The organism is Caballeronia choica (assembly GCF_001544535.1).
In the GTDB taxonomy this organism is placed as follows: domain Bacteria; phylum Pseudomonadota; class Gammaproteobacteria; order Burkholderiales; family Burkholderiaceae; genus Caballeronia; species Caballeronia choica.
In genome coordinates this window covers 1-12,126 of record NZ_FCON02000191.1, presented here as the reverse complement: position 1 = coordinate 12,126, position 12,126 = coordinate 1, and the positions used below count along the sequence as shown (strand labels likewise).

Below are 12,126 nucleotides of genomic sequence, written 5' to 3'. Positions count from 1 at the left end.
AGCGCGAACGCGCGGCCGCGCACGTGTTTTGGCACCAGCTCGCTGAGGTAACTGTCGATCGTCACGAGCTCGACGCCGAGGCCGATGCCGACCATCAGACGCCAGAAGTTCAGGCCGAGCGGCGTGGTCTGGAACGCCATGATGGCGGCCGACACCGTGTACCACAACAGCGACAGCGTGAACACCGAGCGCCGACCCAGCCGGTCCGCGATAGTGCCGAACATCAGCGTGCCGATCAGCAGGCCGAGAAACGCGGCAGCAATGAAGCTGGCGACGCTGTCGAGGCTGAGAAAACTGCTCGACGTCGCATGCAGCACGCCCGAGCGGACGATGCCCGGCGCAATGTACGCGGTCGCGAACAACTCGTAAAACTCGAAGAAGCCGCCGAGCGAAATCAGCACGACAAGCGACCAGATCGTGCGCGTCGCGGGCAGCCGGTCGAGCCGTGCGCCAATCAGTCCGGTGGTTTTCTGTGCCGCGCCGGCGGCGAGTGCTGGCGCGTCGGCGTAGCGGCGCTCGATGGTGTCCAAGGCATGATGCGTCGATGACATGTGCTCCTCCAGTCCCGGTCAGTCCGGGTGGACATCGTTATGTGAGTGGGTGTGTATCGTTGCGGCCTGCGGGGCCGCCGAGTCAGGCGAATGCGTTCGCGACCGGCGGCGCGAGCACGTCGATCAGCTCGCGCACGTCGGCGAGGCGCTCGACGTTGAGCACGAGCGATTCGATCTCGCGTTGACGCGCCGGCCCGACGATGCCGCCCGTCAGCGCGCGAAACTTCTCGACGATGCCGCGATTCGACATCGGCTCGATGCGCTGTCCGCGTGGATGCCGCAGCAGCTTTTCTTCGCGGCTGCCGTCGGCGAAGGTCACGCGCATCCGCACGGCGCCGCGCGCGAGCGGGCCGTCCGCGTCGAATGCTGGTTCGTGGCGTACGGCGATCTTGCTCATGAATGCCCACACGTCGTCGGCGTCGATCCGCTCGGGACGGAACTGGTTCATCAGCGCCGCGCCGTCGAGCGCCGCGACCGCGACAGCGTATGCCATGTTCATCTGCGCGCCGATCGGCGTGAGCGGCCGCTCGGCCTGCCAGCCGCCGTGATGGAACGCGGCGCTCGCGCAATCGAGTTCGATCGTTTCGATGTCGTCGGGCCGGAAGCGCCGGCGTTCGCGCAATTCGAGCATCGCGCCGATCGGGGCGAGCAGCGCGCCCATTGCCGCATACGGCTTGATGATGTACGCCTCGGTCTCCCACTTGTCGCCGAGTTGGCCGCACACCTGTTGCGCATCGGGTGCGTGCCCTTCGCCGAACGTCGACAGGAAGCCGCCGTATTCGCGTTCGAACACGCGCTTGATGCCGGTATAGCCGCCGTGCGCGAGCGTCGCCGCATACAGTCCGGCGCGCGCGGCGAAGCCGTGGTGCATGCGCTTGGACATCGCCTCGAACTGCGCGGCCATCAAGCCGCCCGATTGCGTGCCGGCGAGTCCCAACGCATCCTCGAATGCAGCGGCCGACAGGCCGCGCAGCTTGCCGGCCGCCGCGGCGCTCGCGTGCGTGCCGAATACGGCGCCCGAGTGCCAGCCGCGCGACAGCATTTCGGAGCCGTGCAGTGCGAGCCCGACCCGCGGCCCGACTTCGTAGCCGCAGGTGGCCGCGAGCAGGAAATCAGCGCCCGTCGTCCCGCCGAGCAGCTCGGCGGTCGCGAAGAGCGAAGGCAGCACGACGGACGCGGCGTGCAACGGCGCGAGCGGATGGAAGTCGTCGAGCTCGAAGCCCTGGATGAAGGTCCCGTTGAGCAACGCGGCGGCGGGCGCGCTCGTGCGCAGGCCGCGGCCGATCAGCGCCGCACGCCCGCCGTCTTCCATCGCGCACACCAGCTCGACGGCCTTGCTCGACCACGGCAGTTGCGCGCCGACGAGTGCGCAGCCGATGCCGTCGAGCGTCAGGTGCTTCGCACGCTCCAGTACGTGTCCGGGAATGTCGCCGGTGGTGACTGACGCAAGCCACGCGGCGAGCCGGCCGGTCGGACCGTTCGGATCGGTGGGAGGGCAGGCATGCGTCGAGAGTTCGTTCGACTGGGTGGGGAGTGCCATCTCAAGCTTCCTCGTTACGAAGGGTGTACCAACAATGACCACGGTTCGAAGATGGCGCGTCGGGCGCTCGCTCTCTACGCACGTCGTCATAACGACATGTCATAATGCTCAGATCCAGGCGATCCGCGATTCCGATGACCACACCTGTCACTCCGTCCTTGCATCGCACCAAGGGAACCTCGCTGCATCGGCAGATGTTTCTCGTGCTGCGCGAGCGCATCGTCACCGGCCGTTACCCGGCCGACAGCCTGATTCCCACCGAAGAGGACTTGTGCAACCACTTCGGCGTGTCGCGCATCACGGTGCGGCGGGCGCTGAACGATCTCGAGGTAGCGGGCTATCTGCGGCGCAAGCAAGGGCTCGGCACGTTCGTCTCGTCCGATCTGCCCGCCGCACGGGAGGCGGCGACGCTCAACTTCGTCGAAGCGCTGCACAAGAGCGCCGAGGAAACGCGCGTCGAGGTGCTGAGCGTCGAGAAGACCGTGCCGCCGCCGACGATCGCCGAGCAGATGCATCTGGCGCCCGATGTCCGGGCGGTTCACGCGATGCGTCTGCGGCGCATCGGCGACGTGCCCGTGATGGTGTCCGATGCGTGGGTGCCGGAGCAGTTCGCGAAGTCGATCACCGCAACGACGCTGAAGAAGCACGCGATGTACGAGATCCTGCTGAGCCAGGGCATCGAGTTCGGCCGCGTGATCCAGGAAGTGACAGCCTTTGCCGCCGACCCGACTTTCGCGCGCTGGCTCGACACCGAGGTCGGCGTGCCGCTGCTCAGGCTCTCGCGCATCGTCTACGATGGCGCGCGCACGCCGGTGCAGCACCTGACGCTGACGGTCAATCCCGAACACAGCCGCATCGTCGTCGACATGATGGCCGACTCGATGAACACGCTGCGCACCGGGCAACTGGTGCACGACGTGCCGCGTCCTTCGGCTGTTGGGAAAAAGCGTGCGCCGTCCAGGCGCTAAGCGATAGAGGCGCATAGCATCTTCAGGCATCGAGCACCGACCAGATCCACGGCCGGGAAAGCTGGTCGCTGCGCTGCCATGCCTCGATGCGCGGCAGCCGGGCGAGCGTGCGGCTGATGTCGTCGAGGCCTTCGAGCAGCGCATCGCGTCGCAACGCCTCGATGTCGAAATGAAACCGGGCTTCGCCCACGCTCACGGCCTGCGCTGACAGGTCGACCGTCACCTCGCGCGACGCCGCGGCCTCTGCGAGTGTCGCGATTGCATCGGCGGAAAGCCGTACCGGCAGCATGCCGTTCTGGAAGCAGTTGTTGTAGAAGATTTCGCCGAAGCTCGGCGCGATCACGCAGCGCGTGCCCATCGCCATCAGCGCCCATACCGCGCCCTCACGCGACGAGCCGCAGCCGAAGTTCTGGCCGGCAAGCAGAATCGGCGCATCGCGGAATGGTGGCTGGTTCAGCATGCAAGCTGGATCCTCGCTGCCGTCGTGGCGCAGGCGCAGCGTTTCAAGTGCGAAGCGGCCGAGCTGCTCGCGTGGCTCGTGAGTGAGCCGCTCGATACGGATGATCGTGTCGGTATCGACGTTCGCGCGCAGCAGCGGTGCCGCCACGCCGGTAATTACGCTGACCTTATCCATGCGAAAGCTCCCTGACGTCCGTGATCGCGCCCGTGATCGCGGCGGCTACCGCGCTCTGCGGACTCGCGAGGTGAGTGCGCGCGCCCGGTCCCTGGCGGCCAACGAAATTGCGGTTTGACGTCGACACGCAGCGCTCGCCCGACGGCACGGTCTCGCCGTTCGCGGCGACGCACATGCTGCAGCCCGGCTCGCGCCATTCGAAGCCGGCCGAGCGGAACACGTCGTCGAGACCTTCGGCCTCGGCCTCGCGCTTGACCACTTCCGAGCCCGGCACGACCCACGCATTGACGCCTGTCGCGATGCGCTGTCCTTTCGCGAGCGCCGCTGCGTCGCGCAGATCCGACAGCCGCGAGTTCGTGCACGAGCCAATGAACACCCAGTCGACCGGCGTGCCAGCGAGCGGCCGGCCGGCGCGCAAGCCCATGTAGTCGAGCGCGTCCTGCCACGCGTCGCGATTTGCGGCGTCGGTTGCGGCGGCTGGATCGGGCACGACGCCGTCCACGGGTATCACGTGCTCCGGGCTCGTGCCCCACGTCATCATTGGAGAGAGCGCGGCGGCGTCGATGGTGACTTCGCGATCGAAGCACGCATCCGCGTCCGACGGCAACGCGCGCCACGCCTTCACGGCGGCGTCCCACGCGTCGCCGCGCGGCGCGTAGCGGCGACCTTGCAGATAGGCGATGGTCTTGTCGTCGGGCGCAACCAGGCCAATCTTCGCGCCCATCTCGATGGACAGATTGCAGATCGTCATGCGGGCCTCCACGTTCATCGCGGCGATCGCCGAGCCTGCGTATTCGACCGCGAAGCCCGTGCCCGCATGCGCGCCAAGACGCCCGATCAGGTACAGGATCAGGTCCTTCGCGAACACGCCGCGTCCCGGCGAACCCTCAAAGCTGACTCGCATCGTTCGTGGTTTGCGCTGCCATAGCGCTTGCGTCGCGAGCACGTGCAGCACTTCCGACGAACCGATGCCGAACGCCAAAGCGCCGAGCCCGCCGTTCGTGCAGGTATGGCTGTCGCCGCAGACGAGCGTGGCGCCGGGCAGCGTAAGACCGAGTTCCGGCGACATCACGTGCACGATGCCATGACCGATCTCGCCGACATCAAACATACGGATGCTGTGTTCCTGCGTCGCCGATTTGAGCCGCGCACGCAGCTTCGCGCCGATCGTGCCCGCTTCGCCGGCGCGGCCCGGCGCACTCGAGATCGCGTGGTCGGGCGTCGCGAACGCCATCTCAGGATGGCGCACTGGCAGGCCGCGCTCGGCCAGCGCGGCGAGGCCGGCATTGCCCGACAGGTCATGCAGAAGATTGCGGTCGATGTGCAGCAGGGCCCAGCCGTCATCGGCCTGTTCGATGACATGTGCTTTCCAGATCTTGTCGAAAAGCGTTTTCGCGATCACAGTGCGCCTCCGTCAACGCGTCGACGCGGCAAGCCTTTCGGCTCTGGCACCGGCTCGCGAAAGCGCACGCGCAGCGCGTCCCAGTCGTCCGCTCCCATGCGCTGGAAGCGCGCTCGCACGCTCGGCACGCCAAGCGACGACGGCGGCTTCTGCGTGTCGCGCAGCGTCGCGAGCGCCTGATCGCATGCTGCGTAGACGGCACTGAGCAGCAGGCTCGGCAGGATGGCGATGCGGTAACCCATCTCCTCGACGTCCTTCAGGCCGATATCGGGCGTCTTGCCGCCGCGCACCAGATTGAGCAGGCAGGGGCCGGCCACTTTGCGCGGCACGGCGGCGACTTCATCGAGGTCCTGCAGCGCCTCGACGAACGCCACGTCCGCGCCGGCTTCGAGCGCGGCGTTCGCGCGCCAAAGCGCTTCGTCGAGGCCGAGCACAGCCCGCGCATCGGTGCGGGCGATCAGCGTGAAGTCGCGGCCTTCGCGCGCCGCCGACGCGGCCCGGATGTTCGCGATGAAGTCGTCGCGCGACACCACTTCCTTGCCGTCGAGATGTCCGCAGCGCTTCGGGTTGACCTGATCCTCGATATGCACTGCGGACACGCTGCGGATCGCGTATTCCCGGATCGTGCGCGTGACGTTCAGTTCGTTGCCGAAGCCGGTGTCCGCGTCGGCGATCACCGGCACGTCGACGCTGCGGGCAATCACGCCAGCGTTGTCGGCCATCTCGGACATCGTCAACAGGCCGAAATCGGGAAAGCCGCGCGCGGCCGCGGTGCCGGCGCCGGTCATGTAGACCGCTGCGAAGCCGGCCTGCTCGGCGAGCTTCGCGGTCAGGCCGTCGTAGACGCCCGGCGCAACGATCAGCTCCGTGCGGCCCAGCAGCGAGCGAATGGAAGGGGGAAGATTCAAGGCGTGTCTCCTTGGCGTATCGGTGAAGCGGAAAGACCAGTCGGGGGCGTAGCGGACGGCTGGTGAAATCGCCCGGGCTCTCGTTTCGTTGTTATAGTAACATAACAACGAAACACAAAAAGAAGGGTTTACGCGGGATCGGGCGCCACGCCGCGACGTGTAGCGGGGGTCACATCGAGGACTGCGGAGCAGTCGCACGTCCGCATGCGTGAATGCAAACGCGGAAAGCATGCCTGTCGTTAATGGTCTATATGTGATAATGATATGACAATGCGGTGCGATCTTCGACGTAGAGGATTGTGCGAGTCGCGCCTGATTTCATTTCGAGGAGTTACTCAATGCAAGTGCTTGATCTCGTTCTGTGGTGTTTTGGCGGCGCCTGTCTGGCCAATGCGGTGCCGCATTGCGTCAGCGGCCTGATGGGACGCGCATTCCAGACTCCGTTTGCGAGGCCGCGTGGGGAGGGGCGCTCGTCGTCGACGGCGAACGTGTGGTGGGGGTTCGTCAATCTGCTTGCGGGCTATTTGCTGCTGTGCCGCGTTGGAGATTTCGATGTTCGAGCGGCGCGCGACATGTTGGCCGCGGCGCTCGGTGCATTGCTGTTGAGTCTTTATCTTGCGCGCCGGTTTGGCCGTTTCAACGGTGGCAACCGACCGGAAGAGGCCTGAACATCAATCGAATGCAGCCAGGTCCAAACGAGCGTCGAACAGCGCCAGGCGCGTGGGGAGTTCCAAGCCTGATACATGTCCGATTGCGAACGCCGTCCAACTCTCGATTCTTAAATTGTGGACGAAGACGTTCCTCAGCACTCTTGCCTAACCAGACCCGGATTCCAGCCCGCTCTGCATTCGGCGAAGCTCGTCGAGCACGACCGCCACCTTCGGCAGCTTCGCCCGATCGCGCGCGTATGCAGCGAAAATATCCAGATTCGCAAATGAAAGGCCTGGCGCAGCATCGACGAGACTGCCATTCGCCATCGGCACGTCAGCGGCATACATAGGCAACACGGCGACTCCTAGCCCTGAAGCGCACAGGTCGAGAAGCGCGTACACGTCGCTGACGGTCACTCTGGGCGTGAAGCGAAGCTCGGTTGGTTCGCCATGCCAGACCACCTGCCAGGACGTGCGGGGTGCGTACGTCCTCAACGCAAGGCAATCGTGGGCGGCCAACTGCAAGAGTTCCGTGATCTTGCCACGCGCTTTCAGATACCCGGGCGAAGCGCACAGGCACAGCCCGAATGACGCAATCTGTTCCTCCCTGATACCGGATTGCGGCGTGGTGGAAAGCCTCACGGCGACATCGTAAGTGCCTTCGCCCAGATCCACATAGCGGTCGGACAGATCGAGTTCGAAGCGCAATTTCGGATAACGTCGGGCGACCCGGGCAAGAGCGGGTACCACGCTGGCACGCCCCAACGCCGTCGGCATGGTGACGCGCACGAGTCCTTCCGGCTCCGCCGTGCCGCGCTGAGCTCGCGCATCTGCGTCCCTCAAGCGCAGAAGAATGTCGTGCAACTCGCTGGCGTACGAGCGGCCCGCGTCGGTCAATGCAACGTGCCGCGTGGTCCGCTCGATCAGTCGGACGCCGAGTCTGGCCTCGAGAATGGCGATCCGCCGGCTGATGGTGGATTGGGTCACGCCAAGCTCTCTCGCCGCTGCCCCGAAGCCGCCGCATTCCGCAACGACCAGGAACGTTTCCGCCTCGGACAAGCCCATGTTATTCATGCGTTTTCTCGATCAGTCATATCCGACGTAGCAATGTTAATTGATGACGCGGATTAATGTACTCTGCGTTCAGCGTCGAGATTCCGACGGAACGCGACGAAACCGATAAATGGAGTGCCAAATGAACGCCAACGATCAAGCCAGCATCTACTTCGCAGATGCCACCGAGTTAGCCCGCCTGATACGGAGCCGGGCCTTGTCGCCGGTCGAAGTCATCCAGGCTCATCTGGAACGAATCGAAGCAGTCAATCCGAAGGTGAATGCGGTCGTTACGTTGATGGGAGAGGAAGCACTGAAGGCCGCGCGGGTCGCAGAAAAGGCTGTGTTGAACGGTGATGCGCTGGGTCCTCTGCACGGCGTGCCGTTTTCCATCAAGGATTCGCTGGACACAGCGGGCGTGCGGACCCAGCGTGGCTCCCGCCTCTTCGCAACGAACGTCCCCGACAAGGACGCTACGTCGGTCGCGCGCTTCAAGACCGCCGGCGGCATCCCGTTGATGAAGACAAATCTTCCCGAGTTCTCAGCGTGGACGGAAACCGACAATCTGGTGACCGGCCGCACCAACAATCCTTGGAATCTCGAACGCACGCCGGGCGGATCGTCAGGCGGAGAGTCGGCAGCGATTGCCGCGGGCATGTCGCCGATCGGCATTGGCAGTGACGTGGCGATCTCGGTGCGCGGTCCCGCCGCGTTTACCGGCATCGCCGCACTCAAGGCCACGCATGGCCGCATTCCCTACACAGGTCACTTTCCGACGGTGACGTCGCGCTGGTGGCATGTCGGCCCGATGGCTCGCAGCGTGCGCGACGTCGCTTTGGGCTATTCGATTCTTCGCGGACCCGACGGCGTCGATGGCTACGCGGTTCACGCAAGGGAAGCCGCGCCCGGTGACGGCAGAATCGCAGGTCAGCCGGTTCGTGTCGGTTGGGTATCGGATGCGGCCTTTGGTCCGGTCGATCCCGAGATAACAGCGGCCGTCGCCAACGCCGCTGCCCGGCTTGCGGACCTCGGGTGCGATGTTGAAGAGGTGAGTCTGCCGTTCCTCGGCGACCCTCTATCAGCGCTTATGACGGTCGTTTTCGGAGAGATCGTGCCTTACGTCAAGGCACTTGCTGCGGGCCGTGAAGGCGAACTGCACGCAATCGGTGTGGGCATCGTCGAAAGGTCGAATCCTTCGTTCAAGGATTTCATCGGTGCAGAGGCTCAGGCCGAGGCGCTCAGGTCCGCATTCGCCGGCTACTTTCAAAAGTACGACGTGCTGCTGTGTCCGGTCAATCCGATGACCGCGACGCCGCACGGTGCTCAGGAGCTGGTCGTCAATGGCATGACAGTACCGTGGACGCACGTCATGAGCGCGACGTCGCCGTTCAACCTGACCGGGCTGCCGGCGCTCTCGGTACCGTATGGGTTGAGTTCCGAGAACCTGCCCATCGGCATTCAACTGGTGTCGAGTTGGACCAACGAGGCAACCATCCTCCAGCTGGGAACACTGATCGAACGCAAAGGCGGTCTCGGTAATCGACGACCAGTGCTCTGATCGGTTTGGCGGCGGAACGCATGTGCATGTTGCCCGTGCACTCACGATGCGACGCGCTGCGGCCGGAATAAGGACGTACTGTGATGCCGGCCAAACACTACGCTTCCATTCGAAACCGGGGCCTCGCGTCCCTCGATCGTGCCGCGCAGTGCGCCGAGCACCGATCCCGCGTTTGGCGGAGACCGGTACGAATATGGGCAAGGATGTCTGGCAAACGATAATGATGCGAACGGTATATGCGGCTTACCATACTCCGACACGGCTTTTCGCCAAACACTAACCTTGCTATTCCACAATTCGTCATGCGCCGACGCAGTCGAACTTTAGGTCGACGGATGCACCAATGGAACACGAATGACAATGCTGAAATGTCTGTGTAAGAATTGGACGACATGTAGAAATCGCCGACGCCCATCGCCATCGGTCACTCCACGAGCGATTTTCAGCCACGTAAAGATTGATCAACAAAGTAAGCATAGCTAAATGGGAGGCGCCATGTCCCAAGATTCGGGAGAGCATCGCAAGCGTGCAACACGGGATCGCTGGAGCGCAATAGCTTTGACTGTGGCTTCCCGTTGTTGGCTTTTTAGGGTTTGGCTGCAGTAGTGATCTTGGCGACGGTAGTACGGGCCCTGGTCTCTTTCCACAGGTGAAGCTGGACGGAAACTGCTTCCCGAAATTCGCGGTCAGCCTGCCGGTGTTCGAACCGGCCGGTTCGACACCGCGCATGGATGCGGCGTCTCATCCCAACCTGATGGTAGCGATGACGGAGATCAACCAGCAGGTGCTGCCGTCAGATCGCGCCAGCTTTTCGGCAGAGCGGTAGCCAAAGATGCGAACAGAGTTACTGCCCGCTGGTTAGAAGGAAATTTTAGCTCGCGCTCAGTGCGAGCATACAATTGATCGAGTGCGACGCGCGCGGCCATTCGGCCCGTCTTGTCTGTTGGGGTAACGTTCTGCAATCGGCCCGGCGTCAGCTGGTGACGCTCGATCTGCGCATCGTCCGCGCGGCCCGATTTTTTGAGCCGCTCGGAACCGGCAAGCGGCCAGTCCGGTGCGACGCTGTCCTTTGGAGGTGGGATGTTTTGTTTTTGGCATCTGTATGTGGCTTTGACTGTTTCGGGAAGCAGTGGCCGTCTAGAGCAAAATTGGAAGAACGGGACATCGATCAATGACTACCGTCTTGCAAGAAGCCGTCGGGCTGTACCCCGCACCTGACGACAGGGCGAGCATCGGGTCGAGCAGGGTGGCCTGGAGGTTTGGCCACTCGAAATGGGCCGCTGCGAAGATCAGGTCGAAAAGGAGTCGTCGCGGCGTTGCAGGGGCTTGTGGGAGGTTTATGGGGATCCACGGTGTCGCCCGGGCGGGCGTTTGGCTGGCGCGCCGGGTTGCGTCGGCGGGTATGGCTCGGGATTGCGGACCGAGACTGCTAAGGCAGCCATTTCAAAGGGGAGGACTGAGCGCCGCATTTGATCCAGTGTTCAGTCCGTGTGTCGTTAACAGCTCGAAAAAGAATTCGCGGGAACGGGCTGGGAGAGTCGGACGATCAGCAAACTCAGGGGTAGCGGCGGCGCGAATGAAGCACGTTCACGATCTGAATGCGATCGCGCTTCACGCGATAGACGACGATGTAGTTCGGCAGCAGGACCATTTCCCGCATGTTCGGCACGCGACCTTCGCGGTATACGTAGGGATGGTCGGGTAGTGCGGCGGCCGCCGCTAGAATCGACTCCTGCACGAAGTCTGCGGCATCGATGCTGTCTTTGCTGATGTATTCGTGGATCTTGTCGAGTTTGCGCTCTGCTCTCGGGCGCCAGTCAACCAGCATTGCGTGCCTTTCGCCGCGCTTCGGCGCGCGCACGCAGGTTCGCAACGACTTGATCGTGCGGAATGTCGTCGCCTTCCTCATCGAGCGAGAGCCGGACTTCCTCGCGGAACCACTTGTCGTAGGCCAGCGCCTCTTCCATGCTGTCGTGCTCAGTAAGAGCGGGGTCGATCGGAATCTTTCCCATATTCGTTTTCCTCTTCGCTTCGAGGTGGGCGAACCCGCGCTCGAACACTGCCTCGCCTGCATTGTGCGCGCGTACTCTCGCGGGCACGGCGGATTCGCTCGCGAGCCCATTCCTCATAGGTCTGATTGCTCATGCACTCATGATAGCGCAGGCCCATTGGAGCGTCCCTGCGTCATGATGCAACGACCAGGCGCGTTCGACCAAATCGGCCTTCGTGAAGTCATCGATGGTACTGGCTTCGATGTCGGGGCGAAGCCGCTCCAGGAATTTCGTCAGTTCCGTTCGCATCTGCTCCCGATCTTCGACCGAACAGTCCTTCCAGTTGCGCTCTGCCGACTCAACCAACCGCCGCCATTTGGTGATTGCTCTAGAGGAGCGGGTGCTCGGTAGTATATATATGACATCGTATAACATTTGGACCGTCTGTTTCCTCCAATCAAGGAGCATTCATGTCTATTCTTCCATCGGGTATGTGCCTAGTTGAAATGACTGCGCAGATGGCACATAGTACGTTATCGTACAACTATAGACGTTGCCAAGCGCACCGGAGTGTCGGACGACGCAGAACGCCGAGGCATACGCCACGCAGGGGTGCTGCCGCGGCCGAATGAGCTCGATGCTTCCGGCCCGCGCTACCCGGCTGGCAGCTTCGTCGGCCCGTTTCCTCGCGCGAGGACAGCAAGTCCGGTGACTCGACTGATCCAGCGATGCGGCCCATCTGATCAGTTAAAAAACTTCGAGGAGACACAGCAATGAAAATCAAGGGCATCCGCTGGTGGATGGTCAGCCTGGTCGCGGCCGGGCTCATCATCAACTACCTCGCGCGCAACACGCTTTCGGTGGCGGCGCC

The 12,126-nt window shown here is 63.5% G+C and carries 13 protein-coding genes; 3 read left to right on the top strand and 10 right to left on the bottom strand.

The window, feature by feature from the left end; genetic code table 11:
• A partial coding sequence (locus AWB68_RS38840) for an MFS transporter (protein WP_125483192.1) occupies positions 1-551 on the bottom strand: 551 nt, incomplete at its 3' end.
• 82 nt (positions 552-633) lie between these two features.
• Complete coding sequence (locus tag AWB68_RS38835; protein ID WP_087649516.1) at positions 634-2,091, bottom strand: MmgE/PrpD family protein; 1,458 nt, start codon at positions 2,089-2,091, stop codon at positions 634-636.
• Between the two features lie 134 nt (positions 2,092-2,225).
• On the opposite strand from AWB68_RS38835, the gene AWB68_RS38830 reads away from it, so the two are divergent.
• Positions 2,226-3,059, top strand: a complete 834-nt coding sequence (locus tag AWB68_RS38830) for a GntR family transcriptional regulator (RefSeq protein WP_235028742.1) — start codon at positions 2,226-2,228, stop codon at positions 3,057-3,059.
• A gap of 22 nt (positions 3,060-3,081) precedes the next feature.
• Here AWB68_RS38830 and leuD read toward each other — a convergent pair whose 3' ends face one another.
• Genes leuD through AWB68_RS38815 form a run of 3 tightly spaced genes read right to left on the bottom strand, consistent with a single transcriptional unit; the run spans position 3,082 to position 6,003 of the window.
• Positions 3,082-3,693, bottom strand: coding sequence for a 3-isopropylmalate dehydratase small subunit (leuD, locus tag AWB68_RS38825; protein ID WP_087649514.1), 612 nt, complete (start codon positions 3,691-3,693; stop codon positions 3,082-3,084).
• The gene (leuC, locus tag AWB68_RS38820) at positions 3,686-5,095 is read right to left on the bottom strand and encodes a 3-isopropylmalate dehydratase large subunit (protein WP_087649513.1); all 1,410 of its coding nucleotides are present in this window, start codon (positions 5,093-5,095) and stop codon (positions 3,686-3,688) included. Before leuC ends, leuD begins: the two co-directional genes overlap by 8 nt.
• Positions 5,092-6,003 carry an isocitrate lyase/PEP mutase family protein gene (locus AWB68_RS38815; protein WP_235028741.1) on the bottom strand — a complete coding sequence of 304 codons (912 nt, stop codon included), beginning with the start codon at positions 6,001-6,003 and terminating at the stop codon, positions 5,092-5,094. The genes leuC and AWB68_RS38815 overlap by 4 nt, the downstream gene beginning before the upstream one ends.
• A 338-nt stretch (positions 6,004-6,341) precedes the next feature.
• On the opposite strand from AWB68_RS38815, the gene AWB68_RS38810 reads away from it, so the two are divergent.
• Positions 6,342-6,671, top strand: coding sequence for a hypothetical protein (locus AWB68_RS38810; protein WP_087649511.1), 330 nt, complete (start codon positions 6,342-6,344; stop codon positions 6,669-6,671).
• 147 nt (positions 6,672-6,818) lie between these two features.
• Here AWB68_RS38810 and AWB68_RS38805 read toward each other — a convergent pair whose 3' ends face one another.
• On the bottom strand, positions 6,819-7,727 hold the full coding sequence (locus AWB68_RS38805) for a LysR family transcriptional regulator (RefSeq protein WP_087649510.1): 909 nt from the start codon (positions 7,725-7,727) through the stop codon (positions 6,819-6,821).
• 121 nt (positions 7,728-7,848) lie between these two features.
• Here AWB68_RS38805 and AWB68_RS38800 point away from each other — a divergent pair, with 121 nt between their 5' ends.
• Positions 7,849-9,264, top strand: coding sequence for an amidase (locus AWB68_RS38800; RefSeq protein WP_087649509.1), 1,416 nt, complete (start codon positions 7,849-7,851; stop codon positions 9,262-9,264).
• Between the two features lie 773 nt (positions 9,265-10,037).
• Here the strand turns inward: AWB68_RS38800 and AWB68_RS47435 are convergent.
• From AWB68_RS47435 to AWB68_RS48535, 4 genes are all read right to left on the bottom strand, one after another.
• Positions 10,038-10,436 carry a hypothetical protein gene (locus AWB68_RS47435; RefSeq protein WP_125483191.1) on the bottom strand — a complete coding sequence of 133 codons (399 nt, stop codon included), beginning with the start codon at positions 10,434-10,436 and terminating at the stop codon, positions 10,038-10,040.
• A 383-nt stretch (positions 10,437-10,819) separates the two neighbouring features.
• Complete coding sequence (locus AWB68_RS38795) at positions 10,820-11,092, bottom strand: type II toxin-antitoxin system RelE/ParE family toxin (protein WP_087649508.1); 273 nt, start codon at positions 11,090-11,092, stop codon at positions 10,820-10,822.
• Complete coding sequence (gene relB, locus AWB68_RS38790; protein ID WP_087649517.1) at positions 11,082-11,276, bottom strand: type II toxin-antitoxin system RelB family antitoxin; 195 nt, start codon at positions 11,274-11,276, stop codon at positions 11,082-11,084. The genes AWB68_RS38795 and relB overlap by 11 nt, the downstream gene beginning before the upstream one ends.
• A gap of 129 nt (positions 11,277-11,405) precedes the next feature.
• Positions 11,406-11,564, bottom strand: coding sequence for a hypothetical protein (locus AWB68_RS48535; RefSeq protein WP_160110145.1), 159 nt, complete (start codon positions 11,562-11,564; stop codon positions 11,406-11,408).
• Positions 11,565-12,126: the final 562 nt, after the last annotated feature.

Bases quoted from the DNA above. Each gene is read 5' to 3' on its own strand.
- AWB68_RS38835 (WP_087649516.1), bottom strand. From the start codon at position 2,091: ATGGCACTCCCCACCCAGTCGAACGAACTCTCGACGCATGCCTGCCCT.
- AWB68_RS38830 (WP_235028742.1), top strand. From the start codon at position 2,226: ATGACCACACCTGTCACTCCGTCCTTGCATCGCACCAAGGGAACCTCG.
- leuD (WP_087649514.1), bottom strand. From the start codon at position 3,693: ATGGATAAGGTCAGCGTAATTACCGGCGTGGCGGCACCGCTGCTGCGC.
- AWB68_RS38810 (WP_087649511.1), top strand. From the start codon at position 6,342: ATGCAAGTGCTTGATCTCGTTCTGTGGTGTTTTGGCGGCGCCTGTCTG.
- AWB68_RS38805 (WP_087649510.1), bottom strand. From the start codon at position 7,727: ATGAATAACATGGGCTTGTCCGAGGCGGAAACGTTCCTGGTCGTTGCG.
- AWB68_RS38800 (WP_087649509.1), top strand. From the start codon at position 7,849: ATGAACGCCAACGATCAAGCCAGCATCTACTTCGCAGATGCCACCGAG.
- AWB68_RS38795 (WP_087649508.1), bottom strand. From the start codon at position 11,092: ATGCTGGTTGACTGGCGCCCGAGAGCAGAGCGCAAACTCGACAAGATC.
- relB (WP_087649517.1), bottom strand. From the start codon at position 11,276: ATGGGAAAGATTCCGATCGACCCCGCTCTTACTGAGCACGACAGCATG.
- AWB68_RS48535 (WP_160110145.1), bottom strand. From the start codon at position 11,564: ATGCGAACGGAACTGACGAAATTCCTGGAGCGGCTTCGCCCCGACATC.